The organism is Bacillus sp. BD59S, from assembly GCF_007363175.1.
GTDB classification, from domain to species: Bacteria; Bacillota; Bacilli; order Bacillales; family Bacillaceae_G; genus Bacillus_A; species Bacillus_A pacificus.
This window is the reverse complement of sequence record NZ_CP034686.1, coordinates 3,088,990-3,114,581: the sequence shown is the minus strand read 5'-3', so window position 1 is coordinate 3,114,581 and position 25,592 is coordinate 3,088,990. Positions and strand designations below refer to the sequence as shown.

Here is a 25,592-nt window from a genome sequence, read left to right as displayed (position 1 = left end):
TTTTGTCATTCCTTATTATTTATAACAATAAAAAATATAAATGCAATGATAAATGAATTATAGTGTGTATTCAATTTTCGATTTATATGGAAAAGGAGAAAGGTTTCTGTGTTAAAGAATTTTAAAATAGTATTTTTGTTTTTCCCTATCGTTCTACAGTACATTTTAAATGTAGCTTTGATTTGTTTAGGGATTGTATTAAGTGTGTTTCTAATGAAAGAAGTCATTCAATTTATACAAGAGCTGAAAATAAATGGTGAAGAATCTAGTTATCATTTGATTGATAGTATCGTCGTATTCTTTTTATATTTTGAATTTATTGTAATGATTATAAAGTATTTTCAAATGAATTTTCATTTCCCATTACGATATTTTATTTATATAGGTATAACAGCTATCGTTCGTCTCATTATTATTGATCACGATAGTTCGATAGATTCATTGTTATACGCCTGTGCGATTCTTGTACTAATTAGTGCCTTATTCATTGCAAATTCTAGAATAATGCGTCGTGATTTAGAAGAGTGAATGTTTGTTATTTGAATGTAAAAAGAGCTATATCTTTTGGCGAAAAAAGGAGTAACGGTATTGAAAGAAATAATTTTAACGAGTTTCGTCATGATAGGGTTTATGATTCTACTATTTAATTGTATACTCGCATGATTTTAAAGAATAAAAAGTTAATAAGGGAAGAGGTTTTTGTAAATATGGTGCATTACAATAATCAAAATAGTTTACATCAAATATTTACATTAAAGGGAACGATTATAAGAGATATTTTCCCGCAAATTTTAGTATATACATGTATTTCAACGGTAGTAGCTGTGATTCATTATTATTATGCAGAAATACATATCAATCAAACACCTTGGGTAATTGTTGGAGGAGCTTTAGGTCTACTGTTAGTGTTTCGTACTAATACTGCCTATGATAGATATTGGGAAGGTAGGAAGCTGTTTGGCACGATTGGTGCCTCTACTAGAAATTTAGCAGTTAGTCTTTTATGTTATTGGGAGTCAGAAGGGGAAAAGAACGATCAGGAAAAACTAAAGTTTTTACATTTACTAATTGCTTTTCCTAAAATAGCGAAAGGACATTTGAGAGATGAAAAAGATTTAGATGAGATACAAGAATTGCTTGATATTTGTTCTGAGAAGGAGCAAGCAATATTGACAGAGTCTATTCATTTACCAATTAGTATAGTTTTTCTGTTAAAAACTATACTATCAAAAGGTTTGAAAAAGGGTCAGATTCATTCAAATGCAATAATTAATATGGAAGCCGACCTGAATAAGTTGCTTACGGCTGTGGGTGGATGTGATCGTATAAAAACAACACCTATTCCTTTTGCCTATTTTGCTCATATTAAAATTTTACTGCTCATATTTTGCGGGACTTTACCGATTGGTCTTGTTGATAGTCTTGGTTGGTTTACAGTACTTGCAACTACGTTTATAAGTTTTGCATTTATAGGGATTGAAGCAATAGGGATTGAAATTGAAGATCCTTTTGGTCAAGATCCAAATGACCTTCCGTTAGAAGGGATTTGTATAGGAATAGAAACGCATTTATTAAATTTATATAATCAAAACGGTTTGTTCGAAGTGATAGATATGAAGCAGGATAAAAAATTATCTAATTGTTAAATGTGTACGACTATTAATTTTAGAATGTTGCTATAAAAAACTTTATTGAAAATCTTGTCAAGAGTCAATTTACAGCTCAATGACGGCTTTATATTTTTTATATAAATATATAATATTTCATCGTGCTATAATCCATTCAAGAAATGTTGAGGAAGGGCGGGCTACTTAATTATTATAAAAAAGCGAGGGAAAGAAAATGGAACACAAACAAAAGGGAATTATTTTTACTGCGATACCGAATGAATCAAATGAATATTATGAACCGTTTTATGAAGAACTTATTTATTTTAATGAAAATTTAAATGAAAAAAAGGGGGCTACAGACCAACTTATTTCTTTATCTGTTGAAGAACAAGAATTCCATACGATCTTTTTTGAGTATGATGATATTTGGTTAAGGGATGTTGCGCCAGTTGTAACGAATCATCTTGTTAAATTTAAATATCGACCAAATTATTTGCCAGAGGATCAAGGGCGATATTTAGATCAACAATTTAATAAGTGGTTGAAAAAGAACGACTTTGAGTATGTGAAATCACCATTAATATTGGACGGTGGTAATCTTATTTGGAATAAAAAAGATACTGTTATTTTAACAGAACGCATATTTGATGATAATTATGATTGGACAGAAGAAGAAATTATAGAGCAACTGGAATGGGATTTGGATGTGAGCCGAGTTATTATTATTCCTGCTGAAGAAGGGGACGTACTTGCACACGCGGATGGAATGGTTAAATTTATTGATGAACATACGATGTTTATTAGTGATTTTTTAGGGGATGATGAATTTAGATATCATGTTCAAGAGATTATTCAAGAGCAAATGCCAGAAGCTAAATTTATAGTTGTTCCTTCGTCATATACAGAGAAAGGGCAATATGATCAAGAAATAGCGTCGGCAAAAGGATTATATATAAATATGTTAGAAACATGTGATGCTCTTTACGTCCCTATGTTTGGGCTAGCTAAAGATAGAGAAGTTTTACGATATATTCAACAACATACAGAGAAACAAGTTATTCAAATTCATGTAGGAGAAATCTCAACTATGGGAGGCGCAATGAATTGTTTAACGTGGTATTGTCCTTCGCATTTGTTACCTTCAAAAATGAAAAGATTGAACAATCAGAATGAAGATTTTTCAGTTAGGAAGATTTTTGATTGGTTTTAAAATAAGCGTATAAGAAAATGTATTCAAGGGGTAAGTATATGTATACAATTACTGAGTTTTCGCGGATTTGTAAAATGAGTACACGGATGCTAAGACATTATGATAAAGAGGAAATATTGAAACCGGCATATGTGAATCCGGTAAATGGATATAGATTTTATGAGCAAGGGCAGCTAGAAATAGCACTGAAAATTAAAAAGCTCAGAGAGTACAAGTTTCCTTTGCCGAAAATTAAAGTAATACTGCAGTCATCAGATCAAGATTCATTTATTCACCATATGCAAGCGCAAATCATTGAGTTGTCTCATGAAGTGAAACAAAATTTACAGGTTATTTCTGAAATGAATGAAATGGTCAATATGAATCAGGATTTAAATATTGCTCGCCATAGAAATTACGATATATTAAATGGGACGAGAAATGAAATAACCGTAATTGCTCAAAGGTTACAAATAGATATAGAACATATGGATGATTATTTTTATGATTTATATGAAGAAGTACAAAGAAATAGTTTGCAAATAGTAGGTTCTCCTTATACCGTTTTTTATGATGAAGAATTTATGCCGGGTCACAGCGATATTGAATTAAGAATTCCGATTATGGATGGGGACGGTAAAGATGCATTACAAGGATGCGAAATAAAAAAGATACACCAACATCAAATTGTTACTGCTATGCATTATGGTAGCTATGACTATATAGGTTATGCCTATATGGCATTAGAAGAGTGGGTGGAAAAGAACGGTTATATAATAGATGACCATCCATATGAAGTGTATATAAAGGGACCTGAATGTGATTGTTTAGTAGAAGAGTATGTGACACAAATTTGTTTTTTAGTTACGAAAATAGAATGAGAATAAGGATTGACATAATGTTAATGTCAATCCTCGTTTTATTTACAAAAGTAATTATTGAAAGGAGTGTCGATAAAAATTTAGACGCGAAAGTTTTCATGAAAATCTAATTACAGAAAACAAAGAGTAGTCTTACAAATCGGTTATAAGTAAAGTAATATATTCCTGTTGACCTTAACACGATGTCAAAGTATAGACTGTACTTACATTCAGAGAAGGGGGGAACATGTATGAGGAATATAGAAAATAGTTTGTTTTATATGCCTGCAGAATGGGAGAAACATGAGGGGACATGGCTCCAATGGCCTCATGATAAAGCTCATAGAGGTGAAGGGTACAGAGCTAAGCTAGATGATATTTGGGTAACGATAGCAAAGGAGCTTCATTACGGAGAAACTGTTCATATTGTGGTATTTGATGAGGAAGAAAAAGTACATGTGCAATCGAAGTTAATGGAAGCGAAAGTGGATATGGATAAAATTGATTTCTTAGTACAAGAAACTGATGATGTCTGGGTACGAGATAATGGACCGATTTTTGTAAAAGATAAAGATGGAAATCTGCGCCTAACACACTGGGTATTTAATGGTTGGGGAGATAAATATCCGTATGGAAAAGATGCTATTATACCAACTAAAATAAGTGAAAGGTATAGCGTTCCAAAAGTTGAATCTAATGTCTGTATAGAGGGCGGGGGAATTGAGGTAAACGGAAATGGAACCTTAATGGCGGCAAAAACTTCTATTATAAATGAAAATCGAAATCCTACACTAAGTCAGGAAGAGATTGAAATAGAGTTAACGAAGCATTTAGGGGTCACGAATTTTATATGGATAACTGGTATTCGAGGAGAGGATAATTATGATGAAGATACAGACTACCATATTGATGGGGCTGCACGTTTTGTAAATGAAAATACGATTCTTTATGAATATGATCCTTTCGGGGAAGGTGAACCATACCTTTTGGAGGCGTACGAAAAGCATTATCAAGAATTGCGACAAACAAGAAATATAGATGGAAAACCATTTCAGCTCATACCAGTACCGGTGACAAGAAAAATGGTGAAAGAAGCAGAATGTAAGGGTTCATATTTGAATTTTTATATTGGAAATGAAGTTGTATTAGTTCCTATATATGGTGATGAACATGATAAGTTAGGGCTTCAAATCATTGAAGGGCAGTTTCCAGGAAGAAGAATTGTCGGTATTTATGTAAATGAACTGTTTGCGTATGGTGGCATGATTCACTGTGTGACGCAGCAACATTTAGTATAAAGTAACCGAAATGAAAAAAGCATGCAGAGTATATACTCTGCATGCTTTTTATAATGCTGAAAATTCTTCAACAAGTTCACTAAAACGATTTAATGCACTTTCAATCGGTTCTGGCGTAGTTAAATCAACACCAGCTTTTTTCAATAAGTTTAATGGGTAGTCTGAACTTCCGCCTTTAAGGAATTCAATATAATGTTTTTGAGCATTTGGATCGCCGCTCAATAACTTATCGGCAATTTGGATTGCAGAAGCGAATCCAGTTGCATATTTGTACACGTAAAATGGACGATAGAAATGCGGTATTCTAGCCCATCCGTATTTTACTTCTTCGTCAAATACGAGGGAGTCGCCATTATATTCTCTAAACAAGTTTTCGTAAACCTCGCTAAAGGTTTGGGCATTTAATGGTTTACCTTGCTGTGCCATTTCATGTGTGATTTTTTCAAACTCAGCGAACATGATTTGTGTAAAGAAAGTGCCTTTAAATTTCTCGATGAAATGGTTTACTAAATGGTTACGTACATCAGCATCCTTTGCTTCTTTTAATAAATGATGAATTAATAGCACTTCATTTACTGTAGAAGCGACTTCTGCGACGAAAATAGTATAGTGTGCAGAAATTCTTGGTTGATATCCGTGTGAGTAGTGCGTATGCATACCGTGCCCACATTCGTGAGTAAGAGTGAAAAGGCTATTTAAATCATCGTGATGATTTAAAAGAATGAAAGGATGAACACCATATACACCAAAGTTATAAGCACCGGAACGTTTTCCTGGCGTTTCTCTCACATCGATATAACGTTTATCTTTAAAGCTCTTTAATGTTTCAATATATTCTTCACCTAAAGGAGCTAGTGATTCAATCATTATGTTAAACGCTCTATCGTATGGAATGTCTTGTTTTACACCAGATACTAAATCAACACTTAAATCGTACTGGCGTAGTTCATCTACATTTAATTTTTCTTTTCGAAGTTTATTATAAGTATGTAAAGATTGAATGTTTTTTTTCGTTGTATCAATTAGGTTTTCGTATACTTCTTTCGGAACCATATCACCAAATAATGATTTTTCTAGGGCTGATGGATATTTTCTTAGCTTAGAAACAGTAAAATTATTTTTAATAGTAGCAGATAAAGTAGAAGCGATAGAATTCTTTAATTGAACGTATGGTTTGTAATAAGCTTTATAGGCTTCTTTACGTTTTTCGCGGTTCTCATCTTCTATTAACTTTGCATACATTCCTCGTGTTAAAGTAACTTTTTCTCCCTCATTAGTAGTCACTTCACCAAATAATATATCTGCATTATTTAACATGCCATATGTATGTTGCGGAGAGGAGAGCGCTTCGCCCATTTGTGATAAAATCTCTTCTTGGTCCTTATTTAATACGTGCTTTTTATAACGATATAATTCAAATAAGTCTTCTTTATAATATTGTAAGCCCTCTGCTTCTTCTATGTAAGATTGTAATGTGTTTTCATCTACGCTAAGTAAGAATGGAGAAAAGAAAGATTTAGCTGCACTTACTTTCACTTGTAATTGTGTTACTTTATCGACAAGAGATTGAGCGTCAGTATCGCGTGTATCAAGATCAGATTGTAATCGTGCATAAGCGAACATTAAAGTTATTATGCTAGAAATTTCTTCACTCTTTGTTAAATAGGCTAATAAACTATTGCCATCGTGAATATTTCCATTAAACTCGTGTAATTCTTTCGTTAATACTTCAATTTTATGAAAATCGCTTTCCCAATCTTCAATGGTATCGTAAATATCCGTTAAATCCCATTTTTCTTTATCAGCTACTTCTAGTCGATCTTTAAGTTCTGTCATAATCATTTCCTTTCTAAATATGTAGTTATATTCCTATATAACTATGAAATACAACAAATTGCAAAAAATCCCTGCTGAAAATTGAAAAGCCTTGCTAAAATGGCAAGGCTTGAAAAATTATAATGTAATTCCGAATTTTGAATGTAAAAGATTTTTATATTGCCCATTTGTAACTTTTTCTTTCGTTTTTTTACCGTTTTTCGCTATTGTGAGACTATCCTTTGTTAAAGATGCATGCCCATCTGCAGTTAGTTTTACAATAAGAGGTACTTTGTTAAATGGTGAGCACTCATGTTCAACAATAATTTTTTGTGCCGCATTTGCTTTTTCTTCATCCACTTCTTCTATATAAAATGCATAGCCTAACGTCCAATCATCCGCAGAAGATTGATCCAAAAACTCATTGTTTTTACGCATCTCTAACATGTAGTTTCCCTTTTCGGTCATTTCTTTACGAATACGATAATCTCCTGTAACGGAGTGAATGACTTCACCTGAGAAAGGAACAGGTGCAAGAGGTAAGTATGATCCGAAACCAACTTCAATTAAATAAAATGCATCCTGATATTTTAAAACAGTTGCAATATGTCCGGAATCAACGGCCCATATGGAGTTTGCGGCGTTATATACTGTTCCTGAAACGAGATGGACATCAAATCCAGTGTCTTTAAGGAAGTAATACATAGTAGGATTAAGTTCATAACAAAGACCGCCACGGTTGTTTACTAAAATTTTTTCTTTTAGATTTTCTTTTGATATTTCTGTAAAGGTGTTTTCGAGTATATTTAAGTTTTCAAAAGGGACAGTTTGTGCCATCGCGTACATAATGTTAGGTAAATCTTCAAATGAAACTTTGTGTTTTTCTACTATATGTAATCGTGCAAAAAATTGTTTTTGAAAGTCGGTCATAGAAATCCCTCCGTTATGCTTTTATAGATAAATTGTAAACAATCTTGAATGGGATGTGAAATGAAAACTACGTTGAATATTTGAAGTTTGATTCAAAATAATGTGGAAGAGTGAGAGATTGATACTTTACTAACAGAGGGACGAATATTATAATAATTCTGATAAACTATGCAAACGTTTTCTTGGGAGGGGATGGAGTACAGATGTTTAAAAGAATAACAATAGTCGGATTGTCAGTTGTTATGTTTTTACCTAGTATATATGGGGGGAGTAAAGCGTATGCAGATACGGTTAACAATGGAACATTAATGCAGTATTTTGAGTGGTATGCTCCAAATGATGGGAATCATTGGAACCGCTTGCATTCGGATGCTGGAAATTTAGCTCAAAAAGGAATTACATCTGTCTGGATACCGCCTGCATATAAAGGAACTACGCAAAATGATGTAGGATATGGAGCATATGATTTATATGATTTGGGTGAATTCAATCAAAAGGGAACCGTACGGACGAAATATGGTACGAAAGCACAATTGAAATCTGCAATTGAAGCTTTACATAAGCAAAACATCGATGTATACGGCGATGTAGTTATGAATCATAAAGGTGGAGCAGATTATACTGAAACTGTAACAGCTGTTGAGGTAGACCGTAACAATCGAAATATTGAGGTATCAGGTGATTATGAAATTAATGCGTGGACGGGGTTTAACTTTCCTGGGCGCGGAGATACGTATTCTAATTTTAAATGGAAATGGTATCATTTTGATGGAACGGATTGGGATGAAGGAAGGAAATTAAATCGAATTTATAAATTTAGGGGTATAGGTAAAGCGTGGGACTGGGAAGTGTCTAGTGAGAATGGAAATTATGATTATTTGATGTATGCAGACCTTGATTTTGATCATCCAGATGTTGCGAATGAGATGAAAAATTGGGGGACGTGGTATGCGAATGAATTAAATTTAGATGGCTTTCGTTTAGATGCTGTTAAACATATTGATCATGAATATTTACGCGATTGGGTAAATCATGTCAGACAGCAAACAGGGAAAGAAATGTTTACAGTTGCTGAATATTGGCAAAATGATATTCAAACTTTAAATAATTATCTAGCGAAAGTCAATTATAATCAATCTGTTTTTGATGCACCACTTCATTATAATTTTCATTATGCTTCAACAGGAAATGGAAATTATGATATGAGAAATATTTTAAAAGGAACAGTAGTTGCGAATCACCCTACACTTGCAGTTACGCTAGTTGAAAATCATGATTCACAGCCTGGTCAGTCATTGGAATCTGTAGTGAGTCCTTGGTTCAAACCTTTGGCATATGCATTTATTTTAACTCGTGCAGAGGGATATCCTTCTGTTTTCTATGGTGATTACTATGGTACAAAAGGAAATAGTAACTATGAAATTCCAGCGTTAAAGGACAAAATTGATCCAATTTTGACGGCACGAAAAAACTTTGCATATGGTACGCAGCGTGATTATTTTGATCATCCAGATGTGATTGGCTGGACAAGAGAAGGTGATAGTGTACATGCTAATTCTGGTTTAGCAACATTAATCTCTGATGGACCAGGGGGGTCAAAGTGGATGGATGTTGGAAAGAATAACGCAGGGGAAGTATGGTACGATATTACGGGTAATCAAGCAAATACTGTAACAATTAATAAGGATGGTTGGGGACAGTTCCAAGTAAGTGGAGGATCAGTTTCCATATATGTTCAGCAGTGAATTGTTCATAGAAAAGAAGAGGTAGACTGAAATATAAGTTTTCCTCTTCTTTTTATATTGTTATCATTCCTAAATCTTTATTTTAATAAAGGAACTAGTCGACTTTTGAAACAACAAGAGATGCATTGGAATAAATGATGTCACCCGTGATTTCTCTTATTCGTACTTGAAGAACATCTCCTTACTGTGATTGCTGTAGAACTAAATATTAGTATGTTTTTAATGTGATTTAAATAGATATTATATTTGCTTTACGATAAAATCATTATAGTGTAAAATTACACTATAAGTGTAAAGTAGTAACTGATAGTTTTGTTATACATATGATTATTAGAAGAAGTTTTTTATATAAATCGTAAATTAAAATCCATAAGGACATTTCTGTATAGGTAGTAGTAGCAAAAGGAGAGGCGATATGAAAAGAACAATAATGAAATATAGCATAATGTGTAGTTTATTACTATTAACATCATGTGATATATCAGGTGAAGAAATTGAACAAAAAGCACAAAGTTATACAAAGTCGGAGCATGGTATTTCTGTAAAACTAGATCGAATTGAAATACCGAGTCAAGGAAAGGATTTTTTAGGACCAGATATACGAATAGCTTATGTACAGCAAGTAGATGAACCATATTTGCAATTTCAAATGTATTTCGATGGACGAACCTCTCCAAAGGTAAATAATGATAACTATAAAATAAAAAAAGAAGCGAATGATTTACGAGAAAGATTCAATACATATTATGAAGAAAAAGGGAATAATACTATGCTTACTTTCGAGAAAATGCAAACAGGGGACACTGTTTTCGGTAAGGATGCAGAGAAAAAAATAGCGAAGAAACATCCGAAGCATTATATTACGGCGGTTTTCAGAAGTAATATCTTTTTGGATTTAGACAACCGGGCACATATGGAAACATTAGCGGAAGTTGCGAGAAGTATTCAGGAATTTAATAAAACGATTGAAAATAGTAGGAGTAGTGTGGATGATATTATAATTCAGTTGCCAAATGATAATAAGGACGTATTGCAATATATTGCGGTAGATTATATAGTAACAGCTGAAGATGCGAAAAAGACCCTTGAGAAAAAAGTTGATTATATGAAAGCTTTACAATCTGCAAGGCAATAGTTTGACACCTTTACTTCTTACAAAACATATAGTATGATGATTTCAGTAAATTAGATTTCAATGACTATAATATAAATTAATGAGAGGTGCTTTTTGTGAGTGCGGTAGGTACTAAATAGGAAAAATTGAATGAAATGAATCGGATAAGAACAGGGGATTTTTATGTATATCTTACCCCTAATTTTGTCATGGATTTATTTCAATACCTATGAAGATACCTACAATACTTTATAAAGCGTGTAATAAGGGGATTGCCATCTGTTTTTATGGTTTATTTCCTCATATGTTTATTACTCATGCCTTGTAAATGTAAAAGCTGCGGTATCCCCGCAGCTTTTTTGTGTATATTTTAAATGTATAAAAATGGTGATTGAATAATGTAAAACTCATTGGAATCTAATGAGTAGGTATCTTCATTTATGATAGAAATCAATCATAGTGAGGAGAAACAAAATGAATACGATGACTTTTGAAAAGTTACAATATAACGAATTAAAGGATATAGTGAAATCTTATTGTGTAAGTGGATTAGGAAAAGAATTAATAAATAAATTAGAGCCGAGTACGAGTATAAAAGTAGTAAGGAATCGATTAAATGAAACGACAGAAGCACGAGCTATATTAGATGCAGAAGGGCATGTGCCTTTCTTCGGTATTTCAAATATCGCAAGTACAATTCAAAAATTAGAAAAAGGGATGATTTTAGATCCAGAAGAATTAGTAAGTGTTTCAGATTTTTTACGTGGATGTAGAAAGATTAAAAAGTTTATGTTAGATAAAGAATTTTTTGCGCCAGTATTAGCTTCTTATGCAAATTCAATGACTGAATATAAAAGTATTGAAGAGGAAATTAACTTTTCAATTAAAGGAAATAGTATTGATTCTGCCGCTAGTAAAGAGTTAAAACGAATTCGAAATAACATTGATTCGGTAGATGGGAAAATAAAAGAACGTTTAACGAAGTTTTTAAATAGTAGTGCAAATAAGAAGTATATTCAAGAATTCTTTATTAGTAAGAAGGACGATAGGTACACGATTCCGATTAAATCTTCTTATAAAAATCAAGTTGCGGGGAGTATAGTTGAAGCTTCCGCTAAAGGTTCTACTGTATTTATAGAACCACATACGGTTACAAAGTTAAATGTGGAACTCACAAGTTTGAAAGCAGAAGAAGCGATGGAAGAATATCAAATTTTAGCGACTTTATCAGGAATGGTAGTAGAAAATATTTATCATATCAAAATTAATATGGAATTGATTAGTCAGTATGATATGGTGTTTGCGAAAGCAAAGTTTAGTAAATCGATTGATGGAATAGAGCCGAAGTTAAATGATCATGGCTACGTTCATTTAGTAAATTGTAAGCATCCACTTTTAAGTGGAAAAGTAGTACCATTACACTTTGAAATCGGTCAAAACTATCGTAGTTTAATTATTACAGGGCCGAATGCGGGCGGGAAGACAATTGTGTTAAAGACGATTGGATTGTTAACATTAGCGACAATGTCAGGTTTGCATATTGCTGGAGATAAAGAAACAGAAATTGCTATTTTTGAAAATGTATTTGTAGATATTGGTGATAATCAAAGTATTGAGAATGCACTAAGTACATTTTCATCACATATGAAAAATTTATCTGAGATTATGAGGATTTCAAATAATAATACGTTGCTACTATTTGATGAAATAGGAAGCGGGACTGAACCGAATGAAGGAGCAGCACTTGCAATTTCTATTTTAGAGGAGTTTTATCTTGCAGGATGTATTACAGTTGCGAGTACGCATTACGGTGAAATTAAACGCTTCTCAGAAATGCACGATGATTTCATGAACGCAGCGATGCAATTTAATAGTGAGACACTAGAACCGCTTTATCAATTAGTGATCGGTAAATCAGGTGAAAGTAATGCACTTTGGATTGCGAATAAAATGAACGTAAGAGAGCGTGTACTACAAAGAGCGAAAGAATATATGGAAAATAAAGAATATGCTTTAGAAAAACTGAATGAAAGTAAAATTAGAAAACCAAAATTTGTGCAGGAAAAAAGAGAAAACCATTACGAGTACAAAATCGGCGATCGTGTAAATTTATTAGATTACGATGATTTTGGTATTATCTATAAGGAAATAGATAATTTTTATAACGTCGTTGTATATTATAACGGTGAATTCGTTGAAGTTAACGTAAAACGTATTACTTTGGAGGTAGCAGCAAAAGAATTATATCCAGAGGGATATGATTTAAATACACTATTTGTCGATTATAAAGAGAGAAAAATGCAACACGACATTGAGCGTGGATCGAAAAAAGCACTTCGTCAAATCCAAAAAGAAATAAGAAAAAATAGAGGATAAATTAAAATGGTAACGATTAGACAAGAACGACAAACCGATTATAGAAAAACGGAAGAAGTTGTACAACAAGCATTTTTACATGAAGAATTTAGTGATAAAAAGGAACATGAACTTGTAAAACGTATTAGAGAGTGTGACGCATTTATTCCAGAGTTATCAATCGTTGCAGTAGATGAAGAAATAGTCGGTCATATTATGTTATCTAAAATTACGATAGAACAAGATGGAGCTTCTGTAGATTCATTAGCACTTGCACCAGTTTCAGTTGCTAGGGACTATCAGAAAAAAGGAATTGGTGGAAAACTTATAGTAGCTGCGTTAGAGAAAGCGAAAGAACTTGGATACGGATCAGTTGTAGTATTAGGACATTCAGAGTACTATCCGAAATTTGGTTTTAAGAAAGCAAGTGAGTGGAATATAAAAGCACCATTTGAAGTGCCAGATGAAGTGTTTATGGCGGTTGAGCTAAGTGAGAACGCTCTGCAAGGTATAGAAGGAGTTGTGCAATATTCGAGTGCATTTGCTGAGTAGGAGTATTGTTTGAAAAAATGTAATCATAAAAGATGCTATCTTTTTGTAGGGATATACAGAAAGGTAGCGTTTTTTATTAAGTGAAGCTACTTACATATATTTTGCTCAATGAATAATTAAGGTGGTAAAATTGATATAGAAATGTAAAGGGAGAGAATTGAATGAAGAATCGAGAAACAAATAGCAATGAGAATGTAGTTACGTTATATGTTACAAGACACGGTAAAACAATATTAAATACAAACCATCGCGCGCAAGGTTGGGCAGACTCTCCGTTAGTAGAAAAAGGTGTGGAAGTTGCCGCGAATTTAGGAATGGGATTAAAAGATGTTCATTTTATGAATGCGTATAGTAGTGATAGCGGCCGAGCGATTGAAACTGCTAATTTAGTATTAAAATATAGTGAGCAATCAAAATTGAAACTTGAGCAAAGGAAAAATTTAAGAGAATTAAATTTCGGTATTTTTGAAGGTGAAAAGCTTGAAAATATGTGGGATGTGGTTGGAAAAGCTGCGGGTGTTACATCACCAGAAGAACTTATGAAGTTTTCTATTCAAGAAGTGATTAATCTGATTAGAGCAGCAGATCCTACGAAACAAGCGGAAGATTGGGAATTATTTTCTACTCGTATCAAAGTAGAGATTGATAAAATTAGTGAAGAAGCTGCTGCAAATGGAGGCGGCAACGTTTTAGTTGTCGTTCATGGGCTTTTGATTACTACATTAATTGAAATGCTAGACAGTAGTAAAACAAAACTTGGAGTAGAGAATGCAAGTGTAACGAAAATTTTATATAAAGATGGGGAATATATCGTCGAGTCTGTTGGAGATATGAGTTATGTTGCAAAAGGGAAAGAAAGTGTGGAAATATAAAAATTCATATAGAAATAAGAAAAGGAAGGTAGAGAAATCTAGCTTCCTTTTCTTATTTAGTATATCAATTATAAAAACAGGTTGGGATATCCTGGTGAATATATCTATTATGTAAAGTGTTTCTTTGTTCGACAATTGAATCCTTTGATTGAATAAGGGTGTATTTTTTTGCATAGGGCCATTTTGTTGAAGAGGATATCTCCAATTTTTAACGAATAAAGGGTTATAAATAAGAAAAAGTGGTGAGATAAATAGGAAGAGAATTTAATTTCTTTTTGGAAAATAAAACGGAAAAATATATCATTAACAGGCTTCAGAGCGCGGGGTGTGTTTTCGCAGAAGATGAAACCCGGTTACTTATGTCAGAGGCACAAACACCAGAGGACTTAAAGAAAATGGTGGAAATGCGAGTCGATGGTTTACCACTTGAATATGTTGTTGGATATGCAGCATTCTGTGGATTGCGGATAGAAGTGGACCGAGGTGTTTTCGTACCTCGTCAACGTACAGAGTTTCTTGTTCACCAGGCAGAAGCTCTGTCATGTTTTGGTGATATCGTCGTTGATCTATGTTGTGGGTCAGGGGCTGTGGGTGCAGCTCTAGTAGCAGTTTTAGGACGAATTGAACTGTATTCCGTTGACATTGATCCTGTCGCAGTAAGATGTGCAAGCCGCAACGTAACAGATTTCGGTGGCCATGTTTTTGAAGGTGACTTGTATAAAGCTTTGCCTTACTCACTTAAAGGTCGCGTGAACACCCTAGTTGCAAATGCACCTTATGTTCCTACCAAGGCAATAAAGCTGCTCCCACAGGAGGCTCGCCTACATGAACCAAAGGTGGCGCTTGACGGAGGAGAGGATGGACTTGACATTCAGCGAAGAGTAGCAAAAGAAGCATTTCTCTGGCTAGCACCGGGAGGCCATCTTTTAATAGAGACGAGTGAAATGCAGGCAACTCACACCTGTGAAATCTTTGCGGGTGCTGGGCTTACTCCGAAAGTGGCTAGAGACGAGGAACTAGACGCTACTGTTGTTATAGGAGTGAATTCTCGTTTTTAGCATAAATCAGTACGTAGTCTTATTTACAAGTGGAATGATAATTTCCTAGCGATATACAAATAAAAAATCTATATTCACTTAAAGGGCGTTTTAAGTGAGTAAGGAGCACAAAATTTATTCCAAAGCTACACGGGCTCGTTATTTTAAGAAGAAAGGACATAACATATTAGTTATATAAAATATGTTATGTCCTTTCATTTATTAACTGTTTTCAATTTAGGTTTTGATAAAATTTAACCTATCTTCCTTTTTAAATGGGAACGATTAAGGGATTAATAAAATCTTCCCTGTACTTTTTCTGCTCTCTAATAATTCATGTGCACGGGCACCGTCTTGTAAAGAGAATGTAGTAGGGCTCGCAATGTTTAATTTTCCACTTGCGATCCAATCAAATAATTGAGTAGAGCGTTTTTTTCGTTCTTCAAAAGTAGTAAGCACGTTCCAAAGGTCTCCGCCAGTTAAAGTTTTTGAAGTATCCATAAGCATACGAGGATCAACTGGCGCAGGATTACCACCGGCCATTCCGTAAAATACGACAGTACCACCAGTTATAGTAGCGCTAAAACTTTCCTCTAATGTAGAACCTACTGATTCATACACAACATTTACTCCATCACCATTTGTTATTTCAACTACTTTTGTATGCCATGCTTCCGTATATAAAAATACGTGATCAGCACCAGCTAACGTGGCTATCTTTGCTTTTTCGTTTGATGACGTGAGGCCGATTACTTTTCCGCCCAGTAGTTTTATCATTTGAATAAGAAGTTGACCAACGCCGCCAGCCGCAGCATGTACTAGAGCTATATCACTTTGTTTTATTTGATAACTATCTTTCGTTAAATAATGTGCTGTTAAACCTTGCAATAAGACAGAAGCGGCTGTTTCAAAAGAAATAGAATCCGGAAGTGGGATTGCTTTTTCTGATGGAACGGCAACTAATTCTGCATTTGCAAATGGAACGTCAGCAAATGCAATACGGTCTCCAGGGTTGATATTCGTAACGTCAGCTCCTACTTTTTCAACAATACCAGCGCCTTCATAACCTAATATATAAGGTGGATTGCCAGCGAGATGATAATCACCGCGGCGTCTATAAATATCGGCGAAATTTAAACCGATTGCTTTCGTGCGGACAAGAATTTCATTTGGATTTATGATTGGATCATTTAGTTCTTTATATTGTAGTACATCTGGACTCCCAAACTGTTCGAAACAAAGTGCTTTCATATGGAATACCTCCATTTTATTGTTTTTCGATGCTCCTTATCATACAATATAAATATCAATAGACAAAGAGGATTATTTCGATGGAACCAATCGGAAATATCGATTGAAAAGAGGGATAATAAATGGAGATAAAACAATTAATTACATTTAAAGTAGCGGCAGATACTTTGAACTTTACCCAAACTGCGAAGAAATTAAACTTTGCTCAATCGAGCGTAACGGCGCAAATTAAAACGTTAGAAACTGAGCTAGGTACGCCGTTATTTGAAAGATTAGGGAAACGTCTTTTTTTAACGGAAGCAGGCAGAAAGTTTCAATTATATGCCGACAAGATGATTGCACTTAGTAATGAAGCGAAAATGGCTGTGAAAGATGATGAAGAAATAGCTGGTACGTTAATAATCGGTGCGCAAGAAAGCCAATGTACATATAGACTTCCTTCTATATTAAAGAGGTTCAAAGCGCAATTTCCTCAAATAAAGCTTATATTTAAACCAGCGCATTCCAATAAAGATGCGAAGGAACAATTGATGGAGGGAAAAGTCGATCTTGCATTTATTTTGGATGAATGTAAAACAGAAGATGCTTTACATGTGGAGCCTCTTATGAAAGAAGAATTAAAAGTAGTAGCTGCTTCAGGGCATCATTTATTCCAGCAAACTTCCGTTTCTATAAAAGATTTAGAGAAGGAAACACTTTTATTAACAGAAATAGGGTGCTCATATCGGACTTTATTTGAGGAGTTATTTCGTGTGAAAGACATATATCCAGCAAATAAGATTGAGTTTGTTAGTGTCGAGGCAATTAAACAATGTGTGATTGCAGATTTGGGTATAGCGGTTTTACCGGCAATAGTAGTAGAAAAAGATATACGAGAGGGTACGATAAAAGAGTTACATCTAGAAAATACTATCAATCCAATTTTTACACAAATTGCTTGGCATAAAGATAAATGGATGACAGTGCCACTGCAGCAATTTATTGATGTGACTAGGGAGTTTTTTACAACGGATTAAGTGGAGAAATATTTATTTTATATAAAAGAAAAAATGGCAATTTTGTATAAAGAACCGATGCTTGAATATAACAAGTATCGGTTCTTTTATGTTTTAAATATAGAATGCTATAAAATGTGTATTTCTCAACTTTTTTTCTTACAAGGATAAGTAAATTTCTTCGTATATTCCAATAATCGTAAGGGAATTTACAACTTTTATTCGTTTCTGTAAGATGCCTCTAGGAAGCGTGAAAGGAGGGGCGTACATAGGGGATAGATTGTCTTTAGTATACGTACTTATTTTGAGGGAGGAGATTTACAATGTTTAAAAAGTTAATGAAAGTATGTGTGTTAAGTGTAGCGAGTGTAGGGGTATTATTTAGTTTTCAAGGAAGTACATTTGCAGCTACCGATCTGAGTAGTTATTATGATGGGAAAAATCCAGCAACAACGAAAGTATACGGAGGCAGTACAACGTGTGATGCAGATGGATTTAATGCAAAGTCTACAGCAGTTTATGAAGGTAGTAAAAAAGTAGGGACAGTGTATTTACGTTACAGTAATAAATGTCACGCGGCATGGTCTAAGCTTGTTTTAGATCAACCAGCACCTTCTGTTTCTGGAGGGGTATATGCTTACGCTGTTATTAATAAATATAAAAATGGTGTATTCCAAAAATCAGTAGACTCTAATAGTGGCAATGGAGCAATTAAAACAGGACAAACGAGTACGTATACAGGAATGGTATTTGATTTAACTGCTGATTTTGGTTATACAGCTGATGCTGAAGCGGTGACGATTAATAATGGCTACGGGAAAACTGGACGTTATTAATAAAGGAGTGGAATTCTATGAACCTTTTTAAAAAGGTAAGCGCATGTCTTTGTCTGGCATTGCTCGTCATAACTAGTGTTTTTAGTACGACGAATAATGATAAAGCATTTGCAGAAGACCATTCATATGATGGGAAAAGCCCTTACTACAATAGCTGTGATCAATCAGCAGTAACGAAAGAAAAGAAGTGGATTGATTCTAATTCATATGTGGAATTAAAATTTAGCACGACGTGTAAAACAGCGTGGGCAAAGGTTACTGTAACTCGTGCAGCGGTTTATAATAACGAAGCTGATGCAAGGATCGTCAGAAAAACCGATGGAAAGGCATATACTTGCGGAAGTGCTGGAGGAAATGGTGTTGTGAATAAAGGGCAAACATCATGCTATACGCCAATGGTCTATGATTTAGATCCAAGAAAGGCACAAGCGCAGGGGAAACATGCCATTCCGAATAGTGATGCTTATAATTATGCGGAGACTATTTGGTATTAATACGATTATAAATGTGTTAAGAGCTGTTATTTGATATAAAAAAGAAAGAGCCTTACTACATTTTATTGTGGTAAGGTTCTTTAAAATTGTTTCATAGATTAAGTACAGTCATTTACAAAGGTCTCTCTATAATCGCTTTTAAGTATGGCCATAATAATTTCATCTGAGTATGTATCGTTATAAAATAAAGATTGACGTAAGGTTCCTTCTTTTATAAAACCAACTTTTTCATAAGCTTTAATTCCGCGTAAATTATGGCTAAATACTTCTAACTGTAAACGATTTAATGATAGTTGTTCAAAAACAAATTTTAAAACGATTTTAATAGCTTCAGTTCCATAACCTTGTCCTGTTAATGCTATGGAAAGCATTGATATTCTGAATCCTGCTCTTTTGTTCTCCTCATCGATATCTAAAAGCGACAACTCTCCAATCATCTCGTCAGTGCTTTGTAAACAAATAGCGAAATCATAGCGACTTGAATCATTATTTATATGATCTATATGTTTCGTAATTTGTTCCAATGAAAAAGTAGACTTAGTTCCAGTCATACATCTTATTTCATCATCCATTGTACTTTCTAAAATAATAGGAGCATCTAGCTGACAAAGAGGCCTTAAATAAATTCTTTCGCTCTCTAATCTCATTATAATTTTCTCCTTGAGTTAGTAATTGAATGTATAAATACTTAAACTTTCTTCAATGAGTTACATAAAAAATATAAATCTTAATTCGATGTTACATGAATTTTATAATGGTATGGTATACCTAAAACAAATAATAAAAGTTTTATACACAACAAAATGTAGCAACGAGTTTTTTGATAATACTATTATTATTGCTGCTCATTCCGCTTTTAAATGAACACGAATGTATTAACTAAGGTCTGTGTCAGGAGGATTGTATCCAAGATGACGAGCCATAGATACAATTTGTCCTTTATGGTGAAATTCATGTGTCTCCGTATGAGTTAAAAGCCATAGCGGAGTTGTACTCCAAGGTTCTTTTTGCCACTTTACTTCATTTGCTATATTTTCGAGCCAACGGTCATTGTATTCATCTACAAAACGTTGTACAGTTTCGTCTACTAACTTAAATCTAGCGCGAACTTTTTCCACATCTGCATGCTCAATTTCATCATCACTAGCAAATGAAAAATCTGCTCGCTTTTGCTTAAATGCGAATGACCCAAGCCAGTATCGATAGCAATCGGCTACATGAATATGCGTCTTTATAATGCTACCGTTCCCGAAATTCGGAACAGTGCTATGTAATTTTTCTAGTGGGATTTCTTCCAAAAATGAAAATAGAGTTTCTCTTGTAGCGCTAATAAGATGATATTGCTGTTTTAAAACATGTAACATGTAACTGACACTCCTCTATTATTTACTAAACTAACCGTGTAGTAAGTAATTCTATATTTATTAGGGGTGAACCTTTTAAATATTTTTACTAAGCATATTAGATGTATTTCTTCATTGTTTCTGATAGATTAAACAAGGTGAAACTTTAATAAAATGAACATTCTTAGTTCATGATAAATGGTACATGAAGAAGGAGAACGATTAAATGAATAGACTAGTTGGTTTAAAACAATTTGAAATAACGCGCGGGGCATTACTTAAATTTATGGAGACGTTAGATGATAAAACTGCGGATACGCAGCCGGATGGCTTTAACAATACAATTCGCTGGCATATCGGTCATGTGTTAACGGCAGCAGAAGTTTTCATGTTTGGAAAAGAATTCAAACAATTACCAACGGAATATCCGGGTATGTTTGGGTATGGATCAAGACCATCTAAATGGAAAACAGAAGGACCGTCATTAGAAGTATTAATGGCCCAATTAAAAGAACAAGCAAAGCGTATTAACGAAATTCCAGCAGAAGCATTTGAGAATAAACTGCCAGAGCCGTTCCTAGGACTAGAAACAGTTGGTGAGCTTTACGGTATGATGCTTTATCATGAAGCAGATCATATTGGTCAGATGAAGGCGATGGAACGTATTATTAAAGTAGGAAAATAAATATGTAAAAAGGTCCTACAGTTTTAAAATTATTAAGAGCTAAATTAAAAATACTAAAAATAGAAAGGCCCTAACATATTATACATGGCTAATATGTTAGGGTCTTTTGTTTTTGGTCATGAGTTTTCTTGAGTAGAAATAACTAGAGTTCCATTAACGGTCGTTTATGGTTAGATGAACTACTCGTAGCTTTGTATGTAATGCACATTTTTTGAGATGTAATAAAAGATGGAATAGTTGTATCAGGAGCTTGTAAAATTTCTGGTATCTGCTGTCCCGTATGGAAGAATCTCGTATATTTTTGCAGCAAGTGCTTGGGGAGATTCCTTTGTCCCTCTTTTAAGCCAATCGTTAACAATATTATAGATACCGCCTGCTAAAAATAGGATCTGCATTCTACTTATTTCATGATTGCGCGTAATATCTGCTTGAAAGACCTTTTCCATTGTGTAATTCAAATAATTAAGCATCATATTAGATATATTTGAATCCAGCAATTTTCCGGATGGTTTCTGTGCAGACACAAATCCCTCTATGATATATTCAATAATTAGCTGCATACTTTCATACGGATCCAAACTATCAACCTCATTCAAGAATTGTTGAACAATTTCATCCACAGATACTTGCACGACGTCGTAAACGTTGCGGTAGTATTTGTAGAATGTGACTCTGGCAACTCCAGCCTTTTTACAAATAGCTGTTACAGTTATATCTTGCAGTTTATGTTCGTGCAACAGGGCGCTTAATGCCTCCATAATGTATGTCTGAGAGTGTATACTGTCTTCCCTTGACTTTCTCAAAGCTAACACATCCCTTCATTCTGTTCGTTTTAAGTGAAAATCATCACATAGTGCTTGAAAGATGAAAATCCACTGTTATACTTACACATGTAAGTACAATTGTTAGCATGGTGATAACAATTGTATAAAAGGACATTATTGCTGTCAATGTGTACCATCTTCTTTGTTTCCTATTGGCAATTTGGCGCCATTCTGCAAGCTATAAATAGGGAGATATATTCGGATATAATTTATAATTAAAATTTTATAATCCTTATATATTAATTATAAAAATAAATGTAATTGTATTTCTAGATTGCAACGTAATAACAAGAAAAATTTTTAACAAGAATAGGGTGAGTTTTAATTGGCGAAATATTTGTATAATTTAGGGTGTTGGGCAGTAAAACATAGGATAAAGATTGTATTCGGTACACTTGCAATTCTTATTGCATTAGTGCTTTTTGCAATCAACATGGGTTCCGCTTTCAGGGATGAGCTAAGCATTCCAAACACACCGGCAGATAAAGCAGGAAAAGTAATTGAAAAAGAGTTTAAAGAGATGCAACCAGCAGGTGTCCAAGTAAAAGTAGTGTTTAAAGCACAAAAAAACGAAACTTTGGAGTCAGCGGGAGTACAACAGAAAATTGCAGAAGTTCTTGATGAGATAAAAAAAGATTCAGCGGTTGATTCTGTGGTAGCACCGATGCAACTGCAGAATCTTAGTAAAGATAAGAAAATTGGATATGCAGTTGTTACGTACAAAATGAAAGCGGAAAAGGTCACAGGAATTTCTAAGGATAAGCTTTTAAATAGTATTGAAACAACAAGGGATGCTGGCATTCAAACGGAGTTATCAGGAGGTGATATTAAGTTTTCTGACTCAGATACTTCAGGTATGACTGAAATTGTCGGAGTACTTGTTGCCTTTGTAGTCTTGGCATTTACCTTTGTGTCTTTTCTGGTAGCTGGATTGCCAATTCTCACTGCGATAATTGGATTAGCGATTGGGATGCTAGGAATCATGATTGGGACCAATTATGTGGAAATCCAATCAGTTTCTTTATCCTTGGCTGCTATGCTGGGACTCGCAGTAGGCATTGACTATGCGCTCTTCATTATCAATCGTTTTAGACAGCAACTTGCAAAAGGAGATTCTGTTTCGGAATCTGTTGCCATCGCAACGGGAACAGCAGGAAGTGCTGTGATTTTTGCAGGGTTAACAGTTATTATAGGTCTTTTGGGACTGTCTGTTACAAAAATCCCATTCTTGATAGCGATGGGCGTATCCGCAGCCTTTACTGTGCTTATAGCTGTGTTGCTTTCTGTCATCATATTACCAGCAATCTTAGGTCTTGTCGGCCATAAGATTGCACCATCTAAACAAAATCGATTCTTGCAAAAGATGACTGGGGCAGGTAAGAAACATGCTGGTTCAAATAAATGGGGAGAGTTTGTCATAAGACGTCCTCTGATTGTTACAGTTTTTGCAATCGGACTACTTGTAGTAATTACGATTCCATTTTTCCATATGAACCTTGGCCTTCCTTCTGATGGAACAACAAAGTCTACAGAAACAACAGAAAGAAGAGCATATGATTTATTGACGGAAGCATATGGAGAAGGAGTTCATGCTTCTTTAGTGGTAGTGGCAAAATCAGAGGAAGCAACAACTGAAATGCAAAATGCTATGAACACTATTGCAAAAGAATTGGGTAACCTATCTGACGTGAAAAGTGTGACACCAGCCATTCCTGGGCCTTCTGGAAAGATTTATATGATTTCCGTCGCACCAAAAACAGGGCCTGACGATACAAAGACAAAGGATTTGGTAAAAGCGATCCGGGACAGATCGAACCAGACCGAGAAAGAAAATGGAATTGAACTAATGGTAACAGGGACAGCAGCGATGAATATTGATATTGTGCAAAAGCTAAGTGATGCCTTGCCAGTTTTTGCTGCCCTTATTGTGGGACTTGCATATGTACTCTTAGTTCTAGTGTTTAGATCTCTGCTCATTCCATTAAAAGCAGTATTAGGGTTTTTACTTTCTCTTGGTGCTACGTTGGGAGCTGTGGTATTTTTCGTGCAGGATGGGCATTTCCAAAATATATTTGGTTTCCCGGCAGCCGGTCCAATCTTAGCCTTCTTGCCTGTCATTCTGATTGGCATTCTGTTCGGACTCGCCATGGACTATGAGGTGTTCCTAGTGAGCAAGATGCGGGAAGTATATACGCATACAGGCGACCCGAAGAGAGCTATTTTAGAAGGAATGCAAGAGAGCGGTAGAGTCGTAGTCGCAGCAGGGTTAATTATGATGTCTGTATTTATTGGATTCATGTTGGCACCTGATACTATCATTAAATCCATAGGCTTGGCACTTACATTCGGTGTTTTCTTTGACGCATTTATTGTGAGAATGACAATCGTGCCCGCGGTCATGACTCTAATGGGTAAGTCAGCATGGTACTTGCCAAAATGGCTGGATAAAATGTTGCCTAACATTGATGTTGAAGGAGAAAGCATTATACATCACAAGGAGGACAAAAGTGAAAAGATATATAAACAGAACAATTAAAGTTAATTCATAGTTGTATTCAGTTAAAAAACCGCTTCTCTATAAAAGAGAAGCGGTTTTTTTAGAAAAAGTATGTAGCATCATGTCATTCTGTATTTCCGAGCTTGAGCAAGGAACATATATCTTTTTTTATTACCATCAACACTTTCTGTATTTTTATAATATCCTTCTTCTTAAAGCATAAGATTATATATTAAAATAGAATTTTTTATAGAGTTTATAATTTTAGAATGTATAAAAAAGAGGACATTATCATCAATATTTTTTCGACTCCTTCAAATATTTGAGTTGTGTAACAATCATAATGCTAATAACAACGAGTAAAAACCATGAGCTAATTTTGCTTAAGTGAACGAGATTCCACGCTTCACGTTGATTTGGATATTGCCATGCTCCGAAAAATATTGCGATGTTCTCTGCAATCCAAATAAAGAAACCGATAAGGAAAAAGGAGAGAACGAGTGGCATTTTATATGTAATGCCTCGTAATGAAAATTCCACAAATGTCCGAAAGAAAACGATGAATAGAAGTAAAGTTAATACCCATCTAAAGTCATATAGAAAATGATGTGTGAAAAAATTGAAGTAAATCATTGCTCCTAGAGGTATTGCAAAAATAGCTTTCGGCCAATGATGCATTTGCAAATGCAATCTTCTCCACGCTTGGCATATGTAACTTGCAACACTTGCATACATAAAGCCGCTGTAAAGTGGAACTCCAAAAACCTTTGAATATGCCTCTTCCGGATAACTCCATGAACCGAAATGAACTTTATATATTTCTAGTAAAAGGCCGATGAAGTGGAAGATAGTAATTACTTTTAATTCATCTTTCGTCTCAAGTCCAGTCTTGTACATAATCCACTGCATAAGAAGACATACGATAAGTATGAAATCATAGCGGTATAAACCAGGGATCGAAACGATTTTTGAAAAGGCTAGTGTTAAGAAAATAACGACTGGGAATAAGCAAGAGAATGCTTGCTCGTAAGTGAAGTGTAGTAGTTGTTTTATATATAACATTAGGTCACCTTCATTGTTTTTGTTTGAAAACTCAAAATAATGATTAAGTATACTACACTTTTAAAAATAAGCTAGTAGTCTATTTGGCGTGTATTTGTAAGTTTTGGAAGGGCGTTGTAATAGGTATTTTAATATTTAGCGAAGTGAAAAAATAGTTTGCTATTTAAAAAAAGTGGAGATATAATATCTAAATGAAATTGATAATTATTATCAATAATAATTATCAAT

At 34.3% G+C, this 25,592-nt stretch carries 23 protein-coding genes and 1 pseudogene; 16 read left to right on the top strand and 8 right to left on the bottom strand.

What is annotated here, in order from left to right:
• Nucleotides 1-108 precede the first annotated feature (108 nt).
• The 5 genes from psiE to EKQ63_RS18170 all read left to right on the top strand — a co-directional run bounded on the left by psiE (nt 109) and on the right by EKQ63_RS18170 (nt 4,957).
• On the top strand, nt 109-528 hold the full coding sequence (psiE, locus tag EKQ63_RS18190; protein WP_087954734.1) for a phosphate-starvation-inducible protein PsiE: 420 nt from the start codon (nt 109-111) through the stop codon (nt 526-528).
• Nucleotides 529-707: 179 nt separating this feature from the next.
• Nucleotides 708-1,646: a bestrophin family protein gene (locus tag EKQ63_RS18185; protein WP_087954735.1), complete on the top strand. Its 939-nt coding sequence runs from the start codon at nt 708-710 to the stop codon at nt 1,644-1,646.
• A gap of 196 nt (nt 1,647-1,842) precedes the next feature.
• Nucleotides 1,843-2,820 (top strand): agmatine deiminase family protein, encoded by a 978-nt coding sequence (locus EKQ63_RS18180; RefSeq protein WP_143881377.1) that lies wholly within the window; start codon nt 1,843-1,845, stop codon nt 2,818-2,820.
• Nucleotides 2,821-2,858: 38 nt separating this feature from the next.
• Nucleotides 2,859-3,680 (top strand): MerR family transcriptional regulator, encoded by an 822-nt coding sequence (locus EKQ63_RS18175; RefSeq protein ID WP_087954737.1) that lies wholly within the window; start codon nt 2,859-2,861, stop codon nt 3,678-3,680.
• A gap of 230 nt (nt 3,681-3,910) precedes the next feature.
• Entirely contained in the window at nt 3,911-4,957 is a 1,047-nt protein-coding gene (locus EKQ63_RS18170; RefSeq protein WP_143881376.1) for an agmatine deiminase family protein, read from the top strand.
• Between the two features lie 48 nt (nt 4,958-5,005).
• Here the strand turns inward: EKQ63_RS18170 and pepF are convergent, their stop codons facing one another.
• Together pepF and EKQ63_RS18160 are read right to left on the bottom strand one after the other, a co-directional pair.
• A complete protein-coding gene (pepF, locus tag EKQ63_RS18165; protein ID WP_143881375.1) occupies nt 5,006-6,793 on the bottom strand; it encodes an oligoendopeptidase F in 1,788 nt (595 codons plus the stop codon).
• 117 nt (nt 6,794-6,910) lie between these two features.
• Nucleotides 6,911-7,702, bottom strand: a complete 792-nt coding sequence (locus tag EKQ63_RS18160) for an arylamine N-acetyltransferase family protein (protein ID WP_087954740.1) — start codon at nt 7,700-7,702, stop codon at nt 6,911-6,913.
• Nucleotides 7,703-7,905: 203 nt separating this feature from the next.
• Between EKQ63_RS18160 and amyS the strand changes: the two genes are divergently transcribed.
• A complete protein-coding gene (amyS, locus tag EKQ63_RS18155) occupies nt 7,906-9,447 on the top strand; it encodes an alpha-amylase (protein WP_087954741.1) in 1,542 nt (513 codons plus the stop codon).
• Nucleotides 9,448-9,541: 94 nt separating this feature from the next.
• Here amyS and EKQ63_RS30590 read toward each other — a convergent pair.
• Nucleotides 9,542-9,628: pseudogene (locus EKQ63_RS30590) on the bottom strand (exosporium leader peptide); the annotation flags it as partial.
• A gap of 234 nt (nt 9,629-9,862) precedes the next feature.
• Here EKQ63_RS30590 and EKQ63_RS18150 point away from each other — a divergent pair.
• The 5 genes from EKQ63_RS18150 (at nt 9,863) to EKQ63_RS18130 (ending at nt 15,398) form a co-directional block, all read left to right on the top strand.
• The gene (locus tag EKQ63_RS18150) at nt 9,863-10,582 is read left to right on the top strand and encodes a hypothetical protein (RefSeq protein WP_143881374.1); all 720 of its coding nucleotides are present in this window, start codon (nt 9,863-9,865) and stop codon (nt 10,580-10,582) included.
• 453 nt (nt 10,583-11,035) lie between these two features.
• Nucleotides 11,036-12,937, top strand: coding sequence for an endonuclease MutS2 (locus EKQ63_RS18145; RefSeq protein ID WP_143881373.1), 1,902 nt, complete (start codon nt 11,036-11,038; stop codon nt 12,935-12,937).
• 6 nt (nt 12,938-12,943) lie between these two features.
• On the top strand, nt 12,944-13,468 hold the full coding sequence (locus tag EKQ63_RS18140; protein WP_074603168.1) for a GNAT family N-acetyltransferase: 525 nt from the start codon (nt 12,944-12,946) through the stop codon (nt 13,466-13,468).
• Between the two features lie 161 nt (nt 13,469-13,629).
• A complete protein-coding gene (locus tag EKQ63_RS18135) occupies nt 13,630-14,340 on the top strand; it encodes a histidine phosphatase family protein (protein ID WP_143881372.1) in 711 nt (236 codons plus the stop codon).
• Nucleotides 14,341-14,615: 275 nt separating this feature from the next.
• A complete protein-coding gene (locus tag EKQ63_RS18130) occupies nt 14,616-15,398 on the top strand; it encodes a putative protein N(5)-glutamine methyltransferase (RefSeq protein WP_087995670.1) in 783 nt (260 codons plus the stop codon).
• Nucleotides 15,399-15,662: 264 nt separating this feature from the next.
• On the opposite strand, the gene EKQ63_RS18125 is transcribed toward EKQ63_RS18130, so the two are convergent.
• Nucleotides 15,663-16,628 carry a quinone oxidoreductase family protein gene (locus tag EKQ63_RS18125; protein WP_143881371.1) on the bottom strand — a complete coding sequence of 322 codons (966 nt, stop codon included), beginning with the start codon at nt 16,626-16,628 and terminating at the stop codon, nt 15,663-15,665.
• A gap of 122 nt (nt 16,629-16,750) precedes the next feature.
• Between EKQ63_RS18125 and EKQ63_RS18120 the strand changes: the two genes are divergently transcribed.
• The 3 genes from EKQ63_RS18120 to EKQ63_RS18110 all read left to right on the top strand — a co-directional run bounded on the left by EKQ63_RS18120 (nt 16,751) and on the right by EKQ63_RS18110 (nt 18,953).
• On the top strand, nt 16,751-17,644 hold the full coding sequence (locus EKQ63_RS18120) for a LysR family transcriptional regulator (RefSeq protein ID WP_087954747.1): 894 nt from the start codon (nt 16,751-16,753) through the stop codon (nt 17,642-17,644).
• Between the two features lie 302 nt (nt 17,645-17,946).
• Nucleotides 17,947-18,459 carry a DUF2690 domain-containing protein gene (locus tag EKQ63_RS18115; protein ID WP_000473757.1) on the top strand — a complete coding sequence of 171 codons (513 nt, stop codon included), beginning with the start codon at nt 17,947-17,949 and terminating at the stop codon, nt 18,457-18,459.
• A 17-nt stretch (nt 18,460-18,476) separates the two neighbouring features.
• Nucleotides 18,477-18,953: a DUF2690 domain-containing protein gene (locus EKQ63_RS18110; protein ID WP_087995684.1), complete on the top strand. Its 477-nt coding sequence runs from the start codon at nt 18,477-18,479 to the stop codon at nt 18,951-18,953.
• Between the two features lie 98 nt (nt 18,954-19,051).
• Here EKQ63_RS18110 and EKQ63_RS18105 read toward each other — a convergent pair whose 3' ends face one another.
• Nucleotides 19,052-19,600: a GNAT family N-acetyltransferase gene (locus EKQ63_RS18105; RefSeq protein WP_087995686.1), complete on the bottom strand. Its 549-nt coding sequence runs from the start codon at nt 19,598-19,600 to the stop codon at nt 19,052-19,054.
• Between the two features lie 228 nt (nt 19,601-19,828).
• Nucleotides 19,829-20,317: a DinB family protein gene (locus EKQ63_RS18100; protein ID WP_087954750.1), complete on the bottom strand. Its 489-nt coding sequence runs from the start codon at nt 20,315-20,317 to the stop codon at nt 19,829-19,831.
• Between the two features lie 205 nt (nt 20,318-20,522).
• Between EKQ63_RS18100 and EKQ63_RS18095 the strand changes: the two genes are divergently transcribed.
• Nucleotides 20,523-20,981, top strand: coding sequence for a DinB family protein (locus EKQ63_RS18095; protein ID WP_143881370.1), 459 nt, complete (start codon nt 20,523-20,525; stop codon nt 20,979-20,981).
• A 242-nt stretch (nt 20,982-21,223) separates the two neighbouring features.
• On the opposite strand, the gene EKQ63_RS18090 is transcribed toward EKQ63_RS18095, so the two are convergent.
• Nucleotides 21,224-21,739 carry a TetR/AcrR family transcriptional regulator gene (locus tag EKQ63_RS18090; RefSeq protein WP_143881369.1) on the bottom strand — a complete coding sequence of 172 codons (516 nt, stop codon included), beginning with the start codon at nt 21,737-21,739 and terminating at the stop codon, nt 21,224-21,226.
• Nucleotides 21,740-22,130: 391 nt separating this feature from the next.
• Here EKQ63_RS18090 and EKQ63_RS18085 point away from each other — a divergent pair, with 391 nt between their 5' ends.
• Nucleotides 22,131-24,341: an MMPL family transporter gene (locus EKQ63_RS18085; RefSeq protein WP_176364519.1), complete on the top strand. Its 2,211-nt coding sequence runs from the start codon at nt 22,131-22,133 to the stop codon at nt 24,339-24,341.
• 255 nt (nt 24,342-24,596) lie between these two features.
• On the opposite strand, the gene EKQ63_RS18080 is transcribed toward EKQ63_RS18085, so the two are convergent.
• Nucleotides 24,597-25,364 carry a DUF817 domain-containing protein gene (locus EKQ63_RS18080; RefSeq protein ID WP_143881368.1) on the bottom strand — a complete coding sequence of 256 codons (768 nt, stop codon included), beginning with the start codon at nt 25,362-25,364 and terminating at the stop codon, nt 24,597-24,599.
• Nucleotides 25,365-25,592 lie beyond the last annotated feature (228 nt).